Origin of the sequence: Skermania piniformis (assembly GCF_019285775.1) — a bacterium.
Taxonomy (GTDB): domain Bacteria; phylum Actinomycetota; class Actinomycetes; order Mycobacteriales; family Mycobacteriaceae; genus Skermania; species Skermania pinensis.
Genome location: NZ_CP079105.1, coordinates 3196819 through 3212076, shown reverse-complemented (window position 1 = coordinate 3212076; position 15258 = coordinate 3196819). Strand labels below are relative to the sequence as shown.

Sequence of the window (15258 nt, the reverse complement as noted above, 5' to 3'; positions counted from 1 at the left end):
GGCTCGGCCTCAGTTCGCGTGCAAGGCCTCGTTGAGCTCGATCCCGTCGCCTTCCCGGGGCAGCACCTCGACCGTGCCGGTCATCGAGTTGCGCCGGAACAGCAGGTTGGGTCGGCCCTTCAGCGCGGCGGCCTTCACCACGGTGCCGTCCGGTGCGGTGACCCGAGTGCCTGCGGTGAGGTAGAGGCCGGCTTCGACCACGCAGTCGTCGCCGAGCGGGATACCGACCCCGGAGTTCGCGCCGAGCAGACAACGCTCGCCGAGGGTGATCACCTCGGTGCCACCGCCGGACAGGGTGCCCATCGTGGACGCGCCACCGCCGACGTCGGTACCGTCGCCGACGACCACTCCGGCCGAGATCCGGCCCTCGATCATCGAGTTACCCAGCGTGCCGGCGTTGAAGTTGACGAAGCCCTCGTGCATCACCGTGGTTCCGGCGGCGAGGTGGGCGCCGAGCCGCACCCGATCGGCGTCGCCGATCCGCACTCCGCTCGGCACCACGTAGTCGACCATCCGGGGGAACTTGTCGACGCTGTACACGGTAACCGGGCCGCGGGCCCGCAGCCGGGCGCGCACGGTCTCGAAGCCTTCCACCGTGCACGGTCCGTGATTGGTCCACACCACGTTGGCGAGCAGGCCGAACTGGCCGGTCAGGTTCGCGCCGTGCGGCGGGATCAGCCGGTGGGATAGCAGATGCAGCCGCAGGTAGACGTCGTGCGCGTCGGCGGGCGGGGCGGCGAGATCGGCGATCGAGGTGCGCACCGCCACCACCTCGACACCGCGCGCCGGGTCCCGGCCGAGCAGTTCGGCGAAGTCGGCTGGAGTCCCGGCCGCGTCCAGCCGGTCGGTGCCGGACTCGGTGACCTCGGCCAGCGCTGGGTCCGGGTACCAGGTGTCCAGGACCGTGCCGTCCGGGGTGACGGTGGCCAGGCCGACGGCAGTTGCTCCCAGTGCGCTCACGGCCGTCAGGTTATCTGGCCGCGGCCGGTTGTCGTTCCGGAGTCGGCTGTCGTGCCCTATCCCGTCGTGCCCTATCCCGTCGTGCCCTATCCCGTCGCGCCAGGAAGCCCTCGACGGCGAGGACGATCAGGACCGAGACGCCGAACACCGGGTAGAGGAGTCCGAGAACGACAGCGATGCCCGCGACGACATAGCTCGTCTTTTTCGAGCCGTCGGGCCGGGCGCCGGTCGGTGTGGGGCGCCCGGCGGTGCCGGGCCGCCGCCCTTTCCACCACATGGTGATTCCGGTGGACACCAGGACGAGAACACCGAGTGCCGCCAGTGTGCTCAGGATGCGGTTGAGGAGTCCGAACTGGGTGCCCATGTGGACGTCGATGCCGAAGCTGGTGAGTTTCGACAGGGCACCGGCCTGGTCGGCGGTGGCGTTCGCGATCGTCTCGCCGGTGAACTGGTTCAGATACAGCGTGCGTTGCTCGGAAAGCCGTTGCGGCCAGCGGTTGATCACCAGGTAGCTGCCGTAGGTGGGGTCACCGTGGTGGGTCGTGGTGGTCGACGGTGGGTAGATCGAGTAGCCCGGAACCATTCCCTCGCTCTTCGCGATCGTGTCCACATCGGCGTACGAGACGGGTACCGGCAGTGTTCTCGGTGTGGCGTGGGGAGCGGAGGCATACACCGGATCGGAGTCCGCGGCCCAGGCGATACGCCGTCCGAGACGGTCGAGGTCGCCGACCGTTGCCGGGGTCGAGGGTGCCTCGATCTCGGTGTCCGGGGTCACCGTCGCAACGACCGCGCGCCAGTTCTCACCCCAATACCGGGTCCAGGTCATGCCGGAAACGATGTAGCCGATCAGCACCAGCGAGACGACGACACCGACGGCCGCATGCAGGTCCCGCCAACGGATCCGGCCGCCTCGACCCCACCGGATCGTGAACAACGGTTTGGCCGATTCGATGGCGCGCGGCCACCAGAGGTAGACACCTGTCATCAGCAACACCAGGATCCAGGTGGCGGCGAGCTCGTACCAGAGGTTGAAGATGCCGACCGGGATGGTCGAATCGGGGTACGCCTCGGGGTCGAGGATGTGCCCGAGCGACGGCAGCGAGATCTGCGGGCCGTCGTTGCCGAACATGCGGTGGATCTGGTTCGCGAAGCCGACCAGACCGGAGAGCTGATCACGCCGGCCCAGGTACTCGCCCGTGTACGGGTCGATGAACACCTGGATGACGTCGGTTTCGGCCGCCGGATAGGCCTGGGCGTCGGCCGCGGTGAAGTCGACCCGTGTCGAGTGGTCCGGCCGATCGGGCGGGGTCACCGCCTCGAGTGTCCCGGCGCTGCCGACGTGCGCGACAGCGACGTCGACCTGCTGATCGAGGGGCACCGTGGCCGCGCCTTCCGTGACGACGAAGAGGTCCCGGTCGAGCAGGTCGTCGATGGGCTGGCTGTAGAGGATCACCAGCCCGGACAGCGCCAGCAGCACCAGCACGGGCGCAGCGAAGACCCCGACCCAGAAATGCATGCGCCGGATACGCCGCAACGCGGCTGCGCTCGCCCGCCGGCGGACACGCTCGTCAGGGTCGCGGACGGGTACCGGAGGCGTGGAACTTCGTGATCTGGGCATGGGTACTCCCGGGTAGGTCGTGCGGGGTTGATTCGGCAGAGGGGGCGATCCGTCTGGGATCGAAGGTGAATCGAGCGCGGGTGTCTTCGGATAGCCGGCGGTCAGGCGGCGCGGCGTCCCGCCGGACGAAGATGACGGCCGCGGCTACCCGACGTCCGCGCGACGGGATGGTCGGTGCCCGACCCGGCATCCTCGGGCCGGCGCGCGACGTCGGCGCGCATGTGGCCGGGGGTCGGAGCGTCGTTGCGGCTCGACTCGCGCCGAACCCACAACAAGGCGCCGAGGGCGGCGACCACCACCAGATGGGAGAGCGCTCGTTCCGGCGTAACCGCACCCTTCGCCAGATCGGTGACAACGAACACCGCCAGCCCGGCCACGAACACCGCGACCGTCGGCAGCAGACCCGCGATCGCACGCGGCCGCAGCGCGGCCCACAGCAAGGCCAGACCCAAGGCGAAATTCCAGGCAGCGCTCTCGTTGAACAGATGCCCGGCCATGTCGGCGCCGGTGCCGTCGGTCATGTGGTGTCCGGCGCCCGGCATCGATGACCCGAGCTGGACACCGAGCATCTGCGCCGCACCGAGGACCGACTGCACACACCCGATCCCGGCCAACACCCACCGGGCGCCGTGTCCGCGAAGGCGCAACCTGGGACGGTGCGCGGGTGGTGCCGCCGCGAGGATGGCGTCGACCAGGTCGGGCACCTCGGCCAAGGGGCGCACCCGCAACTCCCGCGTCACCGTGGTCACGGTCGCCAGCCAGTCGCCGCAGTCCGAACAGACGTTCAGGTGCGCATCGACGTCGCCGGGATCGTGGCCTTCGGCCTCGCCGTCCAACCGTGCCGACAACGCATCCCGGCATGATTCGCACTCCACGACCAGGTAGTCGGCCGCGGCGACGCGAAAGTTCCCGACGAATTCGTCGGTTACGCTGCACCCGTGTTCGCCCCGGACCGAGCCGATGTCGTGACCACCGCGCTCGCGCTTGCCGCCGGCCGCGGCGACCGGCATGCGCTCGAAGATTTCGTCCGCGCCACCCAACGTGACGTGTGGCGCTTCCTCGCCCATCAGTGCGACGGTCAACGCGCGGACGACCTCACCCAGGAAACGTTCCTTCGCGCGATGCAGGCACTGCCGAGTTTCGCCGGTCGTTCCAGCGCGCGTACCTGGCTGCTGTCGATTGCCCGGCGAGTCGCGATCGATGACCTCCGCGCAACCCTTGCGCGACCACAATCCGCCGGGCACGAGGATTGGGTCGCCGCCGCCGATCGGGTCACCCGACCGGCGAACCGCCATGATGGTCTCGTCGAACTGGAAGTGCTGCTCGACGGCCTCCCGATCGAACGGCGCGAAGCGCTGATCCTCACCCAGATCCTCGGATTGAGTTACGCGGAAGCCGCCGAGATCGCCGGATGCCGCGTCGGCACGATCCGCTCGCGCGTCGCCCGCGCTCGCGACGACCTGGCCCACGCCCGGCGCGGCGACGAGGCAGCGGGGACGGCCTGATCCGGCGTCTGCGGTAACGCGGCGAGGCCGGACGAGCCGGTCAACCCGTGCGGCGATCGATCAGGTTCGACAGCACCACGATGCTCTCGCTGCGCTCGATGTCGGCACTGGCCCGAATCCGCTCCAGCGCCGTTTCCAGGTGCGCCATATCGCGGGCCAGCACGTGCAGGATGGCGTCCGCGGTGCCGGTCACGGTGGCCGCACCGACCACCTCGGGAATGTCGATCCAGGCCCGACGCAACTCGTCCGGCGCGATCCGGCCGTGGCAGTAGACCTGCACGTAGGCCTCGGTGGTCCAGCCCAGCGCGGCGCGGTCGACCACGGTGGTGAACCGGCGGATCACCCCGTCGGCGAGCATCCGGTCCACCCGGCGTTTGACCGCGGGCGCGGACAGGCTCACCCGCTCGCCGATCTCGGCGAACGTGGCCCGCGCATGCTCGGCCAACTCCGCGAGGATGGATTCGTCGGTGTGGTCGAGTCGGTCCACCGGGCGCCGCCCTTCCGTGTGCAACAGATCGATACCTGCACGACAAATCTGCAATAGATCGTATAGTCACACGCAATATCTGGTGATTGATTGCAAAATTCGCGGCTTCTACCGTGGAGGCATGACCATTTCCGATGTCGCCGGGATGGTCGGTGCTCGCGGGCAGCGCCACCCCGAACGCACCGCCCGGCGCCGACGCTACGCAATGACCCCGCCCACGTACTTCGCGGTCGAATACGCGATCAACCCCTGGATGGACACCGCCGTCCCGGTCGACACCGACGTGGCCGTGGCCCAGTGGCGCCGCCTCCGCGAGGTCTACCTGCGGCTCGGGCACACGGTGGCGACAGTCGCCCCCGTTGTCGGCCTGCCCGACATGGTGTACGCCGCCAACGGCGGAATCGTGGTCGACGGGGTCGCGGTCGTCGCACGGTTCCGGCATCCCGAACGAGCCGGCGAGTCGGTGGCCTACGCCGACTGGATGACCGGCCAGGGCTACGCGCCCCGGCGCACCCGGCACGTGTACGAGGGGCAGGGCGATCTGTTGCTGGTCGGTTCGAAACTGCTGGCCGGCTATGGATTTCGCACCGATATCCGCGCACATCCGGAGATCGCGGCGCTGACCGGGCGGGCCCTGGTCAGCCTGGAACTGGTGGATCCGCGCTTCTACCATCTCGATACCGCGCTGGCTGTGCTCGACGACACCACGATCGCCTACTACCCGCCGGCCTTCGCCGAATCGTCCCGTCGCACGCTCGAAGCGCTCTTCCCGGATGCGATCATCGTCGCCGGCGCGGATGCGTTCGAGCTCGGTCTGAACGTCGTATCCGACGGCGCCAATGTGGTCTATCCCACTGCCGCAACCGGATTCGCCGAGCAGTTGGCCGCTGCCGGATTCCGGCCGATCGGGGTCGACCTGTCCGAACTGCGCAAGGGCGGTGGCGCGGTGAAGTGTTGCACGCTGGAGGTGTACTCGTGATCGGGTCGGCCGCGACGACCGCGGCGATCGCCACCGAGGATCGTTTCGTCGCACACAATTACGCGCCGCTACCAGTGGTTGCCGCCGCGGCCGAGGGGGCGTGGATCACCGACCTGGACGGCCGCCGGTACCTGGATTGCCTGGCCGCGTACTCGGCGGTGAACTTCGGCCATCGCAATCCCGAGCTCACCGCCGTCGCGCACGCCGCCCTGGATACCGCCACGCTGGTCAGCCGGGCGTTTCGGGCGGCTCCGCTCGGACCGTTCGCTGCTGCGCTCGCCCGGTTGTGCGGCAAACAGCTGGTGCTGCCGATGAACACCGGCGCCGAAGCGGTCGAGAGCGGGCTGAAGGTGGCACGCAAGTGGGGCACCGAGGTGAAGGGCGTGCCCGCCGGATCGGCGAATATCGTGGTCGCGGAGAACAACTTCCACGGCCGCACGATCAGCATCGTCAGCTTCTCCTCGGACCGTACCGCGCGTCGCGGGTTCGGCCCGTTCACCCCCGGCTTCCGGTCCGTTCCGTTCGGGGATGCGGACGCGCTCGCCGCGGCGGTGGACGAGCACACCGTGGCGGTGCTGTTGGAACCGATCCAGGGCGAGGCCGGGGTTATCGTGCCGCCCGACGATTACCTGCCCCGGGTGCGGGCGATCTGCACCCGGCGCAACGTATTGCTGATCGCCGACGAGATCCAGTCCGGGCTGGCCCGGACCGGCGAGACGTTCGCCTGTGCGCACTGGGGTGTGGTGCCCGACATCTATCTCCTGGGTAAGGCGCTCGGGGGCGGGATCGTGCCGCTGTCCGCAGTCGTCGCCGATGCCGATGTGCTCGGGGTCCTGAACCCCGGTGAGCACGGCTCCACCTTCGGTGGCAACCCGCTGGCGACATCGATCGGCTCGGCTGTGGTCGCGATGCTGGAGCGTGGCGAGTTCCAGGCCCGGTCGCGGGAGCTGGGCGCGCACCTGCACGCGCGGCTGCGTGCGCTCGCCGGCGTAGGCGTCGTCGCGGTGCGTGGCAAGGGGCTGTGGGCCGGGGTGGACGTCGACCCGGCGCTGGGAACCGCCGAACAGCTGAGCGGGTTGCTGGCACAGCGCGGTGTGCTGGTCAAGGACACTCACGGCGCCACCCTGCGGTTCGCTCCGCCGCTGATCATCTCGGCCGACGAGATCGATTGGGCGATAGAACAGTTCGCCGGTGCGATAGCCGACGCCCGCGCGGGTGCACGAGTGGCGGTCGACGAGCCGTAGATTGATCCGGTGCCCCTCGACCTGACCGGCGACCCGGCCGACCTGACCGCCGCGCTGGTGGACATCCCGAGCGTGTCCCGCGCGGAGGCGCCGCTCGCCGATCTGGTGGAGGCCGCGCTGCGCGCTCAGACCGATGGCTTCGAGGTCGTCCGGAGTGGGAACGCGGTGCTGGCGCGAACCCGGCTGGGCCGGGACCGGCGGGTCCTGCTTGCGGGTCACCTGGATACGGTGCCGATCGCCGACAACGTACCGTCCCGCCGTACCGAGGGCCCGCACGGCGAGCTGCTGCACGGCTGCGGCACGGTGGACATGAAGTCCGGTGATGCGGTGTTTCTGCACCTGGCTGCCACCGTTGCCGAGCCCCGGCACGACCTGACCCTGATCTTCTACGACTGCGAAGAGATCGCCGCCGAGTTCAACGGGCTCGGCCGGATCGAGCGGGAACTGCCGGACTGGCTCGCCGCCGACGTCGCGATCCTCGGCGAACCGTCCGATGGCTACATCGAGGCAGGGTGCCAGGGAACCGTCCGGGTGCGGCTGACCGCGACCGGCGTGCGGTCGCACTCGGCCCGTTCGTGGCTGGGAAAGAACGCGATTCACGCGTTGGCGCCGGTGCTGAGCCGGCTCGCCGACTACTCCGCCCGGGAGGTCGAGGTGGACGGCTGTACCTACCGGGAGGGCATGTCGGCGGTCCGGGTGGCCGGCGGGGTCGCCGGCAACGTGGTACCGGACGCGGCCGAGCTGGACGTCAACTTCCGGTTCGCGCCCGACCGCTCGCTGGCGGCCGCGGTCGAGCATGTGCAGAGCGTGTTCGACGGACTCGGAATGGATGTCACGGTGACCGACGGCGCACCGGGGGCGCGGCCCGGGCTCACCGCGCCGGCGGCCGCGGAGTTGGTCGCGGCGGCGGGCGGCGCGCGGGCGAAGTACGGCTGGACCGACGTGTCCCGGTTCGCCGCGCGCGGTATCCCGGCGGTCAACTACGGCCCGGGCGACCCGAACCTCGCGCACACGCGCGGCGAGCACGTGCCGGTATCGCAGATCCACCAGGTGACCGATGTGCTTCGCCGTTACCTGACCGGCCGCCCGGTCGATAACCGATAGCCTGATCCGATGCCAACCGAACCGGGTTCAACGGTGCGATACCGCGGGCCGGTCGTGCTCCGGCGCGATCGGTCGAAGGATATGACCACGACCGATCAGCGCCTGTTGGATCGCCGGGGGCGCTCGGATTGGGTGCACTCCGACCCGTGGCGGGTGCTGCGCATCCAGAGCGAGTTCGTCGAGGGCTTCGGCACCCTGGCGGATGTGCCGCAGGCGGTGACGGTGTTCGGTTCGGCGCGTACGCCGGTCGACACGCCGGACTATCGGGTGGGCGTCGAGTTGGGTGCGGCGTTGACCCGGGCCGGGTTCGCGGTGATCACCGGCGGCGGACCCGGCGCGATGGAAGCGGTCAATCGCGGGGCGAGCCAGGCGGGCGGCTACTCGATCGGCCTCGGTATCGAGTTGCCGAACGAGCAGGGGCTCAACGAATGGGTCGATCTGGGAATCAACTTCCGCTATTTCTTCGTCCGGAAGACGATGTTCGTCAAGTACTCGCACGCATTCATTTGTCTGCCGGGCGGTTTCGGCACGCTGGACGAGATGTTCGAGGCGCTCACCCTGGTGCAGACCAGAAAGGTGACCCGCTTCCCGATCGTGCTGTTCGGCAGCGCGTTCTGGGGCGGGCTGGTCGAGTGGGTCCGCGATACCCTGTTGGCTTCCGGCAAGATCGCCGCGGCCGATCTGGAGCTGCTGCATGTCACCGACAGCGTCGAGGATGCGGTCGAGGTGATTCTGCGCGCCAGCGAGGAGCGGGGCCGGGCGGCAGGGAACCCGCCAAGCGTCGAAACGGCCGGATCGGACACCGCGGGATCGGACACTCCGGAATCGGATACTGCGGACGAGGACGGTCGGTGACCGGTATCTCGGTCTGCGTTTTCTGTGCGTCCGGCACCGCCGATCCGGATTCGCTCGCGCTGGCAGCCGCATTCGGTACCGAGATCGGCCGCCGTGGCTGGCAACTCGTGTCCGGCGGCGGCAGTATTTCGATGATGGGGGCGTTGGCCCGGTCGGCGCGTGCGGCCGGCGCGCACACGGTCGGCGTCATCCCCGGTGCACTGGCCGAACTGGAGGTCGCCGATACCGATGCCGACGAGTTGATCGTCACCGTCACGATGAGTGAGCGGAAGCGGATCATGGCCGAACGGGCGGATGCCTTCGTCACCCTGCCCGGCGGGATCGGCACCCTGGAGGAGCTGTTCGAGGTGTGGACGGGCGGCTATCTCGGCATGCACGACAAGCCGGTGGTGCTGTTGGATCCGCGTGGGCATTATCGACAACTGCTGGACTGGCTGGCCGGCCTGCAGCACGATCGATTCGTCAGCCCGGCTGCGTTGGCTCGGCTCAGCGTCGTCACCGACGCCGGCGCGGCGCTCGACCTGTGTGGAGGACATCAGCCATGACGGCCGCCGCCCGGCCGACGATCGGACTTACCGACGTCGTCCGCAATCTCCCCGGTATCGCTCCCGAGCTGCCCGCGATGGCGGCCAACACGCTGGGGCTGATCCGCGGCCCGGAGAGTCGCCATTCGGTGGGCCTGGCGTTCCAGCGCGCAGCTCGTCGCCATCCGCATCGCCCGTTCCTCATCTTCGAAGGCCGGACGATCGGCTATCGCGAAGCGAACCGCACGGTGAACCGGTACGCGCACGCGCTGACCGACGCCGGAGTGCGCCGCGGTGACGTGGTCGGCGTGCTGATGAAGAACCGGCCCGAGACCGTCTATCTGGTGCTCGCCATCTGCAAGCTCGGTGCAACGGCCGGAATGCTGAACCACAACCAGCGCGGCCCGGTGCTATCGCACAGCATCGACCTGCTCGGCGCTCGGCTGCTGGTGGTCGGCGCGGAGTGCCGGGAAGTGCTGGATTCGGTCGGTGCCGACGTGCCGCTGCCGGAGGAGCTGAAGGCGGACGACCTGCTGCGTGCGGCCCGGGACGCCGAGACGACCGATCCGCCGGTATGTGCCGAGGTGACCGGCCGGGAACGCGCGTTTCTGGTCTTCACCTCCGGCACGACGGGGCTGCCGAAGGCGAGCGTGATGACGCACTACCGGTGGTCGGCGGCGATGACCGGAATCGGCGGGTTCGGCGTCCGGCTGCGTCGCACCGACCGGCTGTACTGCTGTCTCCCGCTGTATCACAACAACGCACTGACCATCGCGCTGTCGGCCGTGATCGGTTCCGGCGCATCGCTGGCGCTGGGCCGGCAGTTCTCGGTCCGCCGGTTCTGGTCGGAGATCGCCGCCGCGGATGCGACAGCGTTCGTCTATATCGGCGAGTTGTGCCGGTACCTGCTGAACCAGCCGCCGCGGCCCGACGACCGGGACCACCGCGTCCGTCTGGTGGTGGGTAACGGCCTGCGGCCGGAGATCTGGGAGCAGTTCCGCACCCGTTTCGGCATCCCGCGGGTGGTCGAGTTCTACGGCGCCAGCGAAGGCAACATCGTGTTCGTCAATGCGATCGGGCTGGATCGGACGGCGGGCATCTCTCCGCTCCCGCACGCGGTGGTGGAGTTCGACGATGCCACCGGCCGGCCGCGGCGGGGTCCGGACGGCCGGCTGCTCCGGGTCGACCGGGGTGCGGTGGGCCTGCTGCTGGCCAAGGTCACGCCGCGGACGCCGTTCGACGGCTATACCGATCCGGAGGCTACCGAGGCGAAGCTGGTCCGGGACGGGTTCACCGACGGTGATGCCTGGCTGAACACCGGCGATCTGGTTCGGCGGCAGGGCATGCTGCACATCGCGTTCGTCGATCGGCTCGGCGATACCTACCGGTGGAAGGGCGAGAACGTCGCGACCACGGAAGTGGAAGGAGTGATCGCCGAGGATCCGGCGGTCGAGCAGGTGGCCGTGTACGGCGTGCCCGTGCCGGACACCGATGGTCGGGCCGGTATGGCCGCTGTGCTCACGCGCGAGGCGATGCTGCTGGACCCGACCCGGCTCGCCGGACTGCTGTACCGCAGGTTGCCCGGGTATGCCGTGCCGTTGTTCGTGCGCGTGGTCGCCGAGCTGGAACAGACCGCGACGTTCAAGAACCGTAAGGTCGAGTTGCGCGCTCAGGGCTATCGGGAGGTGGGCGCGGACCCCCTCTACGTGCTCGCCGGCGCGACCGAAGGCTATGTCGAGGCAACACCGGACAGCCTGGAGACCTACCTGGGCGAGGTGGCGGCCGGTAAGCGACCGGCCCGCTGACGCGAGACAGGTCGGTGCGGTGATCGGCCGAGACGACCGATCGACGGGACGCTCAGGCCCGGGCCAGCCCGCGAGCGATGAGGTCGAGCACCCGTTCGTAGTTCGCGGACGCATCGGCATCCGGGGGATGTGAGCCCGCGAGTTCCAGGGCGACCGCACCGTGCACGCAGGACCAGACCTGCAGGGCCAGCTCCTCGGCCGCACCCGGCAGCAGTACCCCGGCGGCTTGCCCGAACCGGATGATCTCGGCGAGTACGCCGAACGCATTCCCGGCGACCTCGTCGGCCGGGTGGCACTCGGCGGAGAACATCAGGGCGTAGAGCGCAGGGTTGGCGACGGCGAACTGCCGGTAGGCCCGTCCGCTCGCGAGCAGCCGGGCCGCCGGATCGGGGTCGGTCGCAGCGATCGCCCGGCCGAACTCGGCGAACCCGTCGGTGACGACCGCGTCGAGCAGCCCGTCCTTGCCGTCGAAGTGGTTGTAGACGCCCATCGGGGCGACGCCCGCTTCGGCCGCGACCGCCCGCACGGTGAGCGCGGCCGGGCCGTCCCGTTCGATGATGCGCCGTCCGGCGGCGATCAGCGCCGTGCGGACCTGCGCGGCGGAGCTTCGGGTGCGAGCACGCGCGACGGCCATGTCGCCACTCTACTGGAACGTCGTTCTGTAGAAGTAGAACAATGTTCAGTTATAGCAGAACAATGTGCTATACAAGTAGCGCAACGTGCTACAACGGCACCGAGACCGAGGAGGAGTGCCGTGCGAAATCGCTGGTTGGGCCTGGTCGCCCTGTGCTTCGCGGAATTACTCGTGATGATCGACAACACGATCGTCAACGTCGCGCTGCCGACGATGGCGCGCGATCTGGACGCCGGAATCTCCGGCCTGCAGTGGATCGTCGACGCCTACACCCTGGTGTTCGCCGGACTGCTGCTGACCGGTGGCTATCTCGGTGATCGCTACGGCCACCGCCGGATGCTGCTGACCGGCATCGTCGGGTTCGCCGGGGTGAGCATCGCGGCCGCGCTGGCCGACAGCCTCGGTGAGTTGATCGCCGCCCGCGCCGGTCTGGGCCTGTTCGCGGCCTTGGTCTTCCCGGCCACCCTCGCCATCGTCACCGCGACCTTCCCCGATCCGCGCCAACGCGGGATTGCCGTGGGGGTGTGGGCGGCCACCTCGGGTGTGGCGGTCGCGATCGGCCCGGTGCTGGGCGGTTGGCTGCTCGAGCACTACTCGTGGACGTCGGTCTTCTGGGTGAACGTCCCGTTCGGCATCCTCGCGCTGATCGCGATCGGACTGCTCATCCCCGATACCCGGCCGGCCGCGGTGTCTCGATTCGACCTGCCCGGACTACTGCTGTCGATCGCCGGCCTGGGCCTGCTCACCTACTCGGTGATCGAGGGCCCGCACGTCGGCTGGACCGCGCTCGGCACGATCGCCGGCCTGGTCGGCGCGGTGGTCCTGCTGGGCGTGTTCGTGCTCCGGCAGCTCTCGATCGAGCACCCGATCCTGGACGTCCGGCTCTTCGCCGACCGTCGCTTCGCGACCGCGGCAGGCCTGATCTCGATCGCCTTCTTCGCCCTGTTCGGGTTCATCTTCCTGATCACCCAGTTCTTCCAGGTGGTCAAGGGGTACGGACCGTTTGCCGCCGGTTTGCGCACCCTGCCCTTCGCGATCGTGATGGCCGCGCTGTCACCGGTCGCCATGCTGCTGGCCCACCGGGTCGGCCCGCGGCTCGTCGCGGTGAGCGGCGCCTTCCTGATGTCGGCCGGATTCGCGCTGGTCGAGACGGCGTCGCGGGAGTCGGGCTACTGGAGCCTGATCGTCTGGTCGATGTCGTTGATGGCGGCCGGGTTGGCGTTCATCTCCGGCCCGTGCACCCAGCTGATCATGGACTCGCTGCGACCGGAGCAGGCCGGCGCGGGTAGCGCCGTCAACGACACCACCCGCGAGGTGGGTGGCACCCTCGGTGTCGCGGTGCTGGGCTCGGTGCTGACGTCGGCCTACGTGGCCGGGGTGAGCGACCGGCTCGCCGCCCTCGGCGTTCCGGCCGAGGCCCGGGCGATCGCCGAGCAGTCGGTGATGGCCGGGGCGCAGGTCGCCGACCAGGCTCCGGCCGCGGTCGCCGATGTGGTGCGAGCGGCGGTGCAGGAGGTGTTCATGACCGGGCTGCACAACGCGGTCTGGGTCGCGGTGGCGGTGACCGCTGCGGCCGGCCTGACGGCCGCGGTCGTGCTGCGCGGCCGGACGACCGATCCGGGCCGCCCCGATGCCGGTGAGCTGATCGGGGCCGGCGAGCGTCGGGCACGATGGGTCCGTGTCCTCGACGCCCGGCTTCTCGCCGCCCCGATTCGCCACCTTGTGCGGCCGTCCGGTCCCGACCGACCGGGCGCTGGTGATGGCGATCGTCAACCGCACCCCGGACTCGTTCTACGACCGCGGTGCCACCTTCGATGATTCGGCTGCGCTGGCGGCGGTGGATCGAGCGGTTGTCGAAGGCGCCGACATCGTGGACATCGGCGGGGTCAAAGCCGGCCCCGGGGAGCAGGTGGATGCGGCGGAGGAGATCCGGCGGGTGGTGCCGTTCGTCGAGGCGGTGCGCGCCCGCTATCCGGAGCTGCTGCTCAGCGTCGACACGTGGCGCGGATCGGTGGCCGAGCGGGCCGTCGCGGTCGGCGCCGACCTGATCAACGACACCTGGGCCGGAGCCGATCCGGAGCTCGTCCAGGTGGCTGCGGCCGGTGGTGTCGGCCTGGTCTGCAGTCATACCGGTGGCGCGACTCCGCGGACTCGGCCGTTTCGGGTGCGGTACACCGATGTGGTCGCCGAGGTGGTCGCCGAGCTCACCCAGGCGGCCGAACGGGCCGTCGCCGCGGGCGTCGCGGCGGACTCGATCCTGATCGACCCGACCCACGACTTCGGGAAAAACACCTACCACGGGCTCGCCTTGTTGCGCCACGTGGACGTTCTTGTTAACACCCGATGGCCGGTGCTGATGGCGCTGAGCAACAAGGATTTCGTGGGGGAGACTCTTGGTGTCGGACTAGCCGAGCGTCTGGAGGGAACCTTGGCCGCAACAGCGTTGGCCGCCGCGAGCGGAGCACGCGTTTTCCGAGTCCACGAGGTGGCTGCCACCCGTCGGGTGGTCGACATGGTCGCCGCCATCGCCGGTCACCGCTCACCTGCTCACACCCTGCGAGGCCTGGTATGACCATCATCGATATCCGCTCCGCAGCTCACCGGGACCGGGGTGAGCGCAACGTCTGGCACCGGCCGGAATGGACCGTGGCCGAACTGGTCGCGGCCAAGCGGGGCCGCACCGTCTCGGTGGTGCTGCCCGCGCTGAACGAAGAGTCCACCGTCGCCGGTGTGGTCGCCTCGATCCGCCCGTTGCTCGGTGGGTTGGTCGACGAGCTGGTCGTGCTCGATTCGGGATCTACCGATCGCACCGCCGCGCGAGCACGGGCGGCCGGTGCCACGGTGATCAGCCGCGAGCAGGCTGTGCCGGAGCTAGCGCCGGTACCCGGGAAGGGTGAGGTGCTGTGGCGTTCGCTCGCCGCCACCACCGGAGATCTGGTCGCCTTCGTCGACTCCGACCTGCTCGACCCCGATCCGGCATTCGTGCCGAAGCTGCTCGGGCCGCTGTTGACCACGTCGGGCGTGCATCTGGTCAAGGCGTTCTATCGCCGGCCGCTGCGGGCGGGCACCACGGTCGACGTGAACGGCGGCGGTCGCGTGACCGAACTGGTCGCCCGGCCGTTGCTGGCCGCCCTGCGGCCGGGCCTGTGTGGCATCCTGCAGCCGCTCGGCGGCGAGTACGCAGGTACTCGGGAGTTGTTTACCTCGGTGCCGTTCGCGCCGGGCTACGGAGTGGAGATCGGGCTGCTGCTCGATACCTACGAGCGATACGGCATCGCCGGGATCGCCCAGGTAGATCTGGGTGTGCGGACCCACCGCAATCGCAGTCTGGCCGATCTGGGCGTGATGAGTCGGCAGGTGGTCGGCACCTTGCTCGGCCGGTGCGGGATCGCCGATTCCGACGCGGCGCTCACCCAGTTCGCTCTGCACGGCGACGGGTTCGTGCCGGTCCGGACCGCGGTCGACCTGATCGATCGGCCGCCGATGAACACCTTGCGACCGACGTCCTCGGTAGCGGCGCGCTGACCTGTCGGTCCCGGCTGG

Annotated in this window: 15 protein-coding genes; 10 read left to right on the top strand and 5 right to left on the bottom strand. The window is 69.5% G+C overall.

The window, feature by feature from the left end:
• Positions 1–9: 9 nt before the first annotated feature.
• The 3 genes from dapD to KV203_RS14845 form a co-directional block, all read right to left on the bottom strand.
• Positions 10–960, bottom strand: coding sequence for a 2,3,4,5-tetrahydropyridine-2,6-dicarboxylate N-succinyltransferase (dapD, locus tag KV203_RS14855; protein WP_066471261.1), 951 nt, complete (start codon positions 958–960; stop codon positions 10–12).
• A 10-nt stretch (positions 961–970) separates the two neighbouring features.
• Positions 971–2476 carry a PepSY-associated TM helix domain-containing protein gene (locus KV203_RS14850; RefSeq protein ID WP_246600174.1) on the bottom strand — a complete coding sequence of 502 codons (1506 nt, stop codon included), beginning with the start codon at positions 2474–2476 and terminating at the stop codon, positions 971–973.
• A 203-nt stretch (positions 2477–2679) separates the two neighbouring features.
• Entirely contained in the window at positions 2680–3588 is a 909-nt protein-coding gene (locus KV203_RS14845) for a zf-HC2 domain-containing protein (protein WP_157079830.1), read from the bottom strand.
• Here KV203_RS14845 and KV203_RS14840 point away from each other — a divergent pair.
• Positions 3544–4083: a sigma-70 family RNA polymerase sigma factor gene (locus tag KV203_RS14840; protein WP_306303590.1), complete on the top strand. Its 540-nt coding sequence runs from the start codon at positions 3544–3546 to the stop codon at positions 4081–4083. The two genes, KV203_RS14845 and KV203_RS14840, sit on opposite strands and share 45 nt — an antisense overlap.
• Positions 4084–4123: 40 nt before the next feature.
• Here the strand turns inward: KV203_RS14840 and KV203_RS14835 are convergent, their stop codons facing one another.
• Positions 4124–4570, bottom strand: a complete 447-nt coding sequence (locus tag KV203_RS14835; protein ID WP_066471250.1) for an Rv2324 family transcriptional regulator — start codon at positions 4568–4570, stop codon at positions 4124–4126.
• A gap of 121 nt (positions 4571–4691) precedes the next feature.
• Here KV203_RS14835 and ddaH point away from each other — a divergent pair, with 121 nt between their 5' ends.
• The 6 genes from ddaH to KV203_RS14805 are packed head-to-tail and all read left to right on the top strand — an operon-like array spanning position 4692 to position 11081.
• Positions 4692–5549 (top strand): dimethylargininase, encoded by an 858-nt coding sequence (gene ddaH, locus KV203_RS14830; RefSeq protein WP_066471246.1) that lies wholly within the window; start codon positions 4692–4694, stop codon positions 5547–5549.
• A complete protein-coding gene (gene rocD, locus KV203_RS14825; protein ID WP_066471468.1) occupies positions 5546–6793 on the top strand; it encodes an ornithine--oxo-acid transaminase in 1248 nt (415 codons plus the stop codon). Before ddaH ends, rocD begins: the two co-directional genes overlap by 4 nt.
• A 9-nt stretch (positions 6794–6802) precedes the next feature.
• A complete protein-coding gene (gene dapE, locus KV203_RS14820; RefSeq protein WP_066471244.1) occupies positions 6803–7897 on the top strand; it encodes a succinyl-diaminopimelate desuccinylase in 1095 nt (364 codons plus the stop codon).
• A 9-nt stretch (positions 7898–7906) separates the two neighbouring features.
• Positions 7907–8752 carry an LOG family protein gene (locus KV203_RS14815; RefSeq protein ID WP_083530106.1) on the top strand — a complete coding sequence of 282 codons (846 nt, stop codon included), beginning with the start codon at positions 7907–7909 and terminating at the stop codon, positions 8750–8752.
• Entirely contained in the window at positions 8749–9297 is a 549-nt protein-coding gene (locus KV203_RS14810) for an LOG family protein (RefSeq protein WP_246600173.1), read from the top strand. Before KV203_RS14815 ends, KV203_RS14810 begins: the two co-directional genes overlap by 4 nt.
• Positions 9294–11081, top strand: a complete 1788-nt coding sequence (locus KV203_RS14805; RefSeq protein WP_066471242.1) for a long-chain-acyl-CoA synthetase — start codon at positions 9294–9296, stop codon at positions 11079–11081. Before KV203_RS14810 ends, KV203_RS14805 begins: the two co-directional genes overlap by 4 nt.
• A 52-nt stretch (positions 11082–11133) precedes the next feature.
• Here the strand turns inward: KV203_RS14805 and KV203_RS14800 are convergent, their stop codons facing one another.
• On the bottom strand, positions 11134–11715 hold the full coding sequence (locus tag KV203_RS14800) for a TetR/AcrR family transcriptional regulator (RefSeq protein WP_066471240.1): 582 nt from the start codon (positions 11713–11715) through the stop codon (positions 11134–11136).
• Positions 11716–11889: 174 nt separating this feature from the next.
• On the opposite strand from KV203_RS14800, the gene KV203_RS14795 reads away from it, so the two are divergent.
• Genes KV203_RS14795 through KV203_RS14785 form a run of 3 tightly spaced genes read left to right on the top strand, consistent with a single transcriptional unit; the run spans position 11890 to position 15240 of the window.
• Positions 11890–13533 (top strand): MFS transporter, encoded by a 1644-nt coding sequence (locus KV203_RS14795; RefSeq protein ID WP_246600964.1) that lies wholly within the window; start codon positions 11890–11892, stop codon positions 13531–13533.
• The gene (gene folP / locus KV203_RS14790) at positions 13475–14287 is read left to right on the top strand and encodes a dihydropteroate synthase (protein WP_083530104.1); all 813 of its coding nucleotides are present in this window, start codon (positions 13475–13477) and stop codon (positions 14285–14287) included. Before KV203_RS14795 ends, folP begins: the two co-directional genes overlap by 59 nt.
• Complete coding sequence (locus KV203_RS14785; protein WP_066471235.1) at positions 14284–15240, top strand: glucosyl-3-phosphoglycerate synthase; 957 nt, start codon at positions 14284–14286, stop codon at positions 15238–15240. The genes folP and KV203_RS14785 overlap by 4 nt, the downstream gene beginning before the upstream one ends.
• Positions 15241–15258 lie beyond the last annotated feature (18 nt).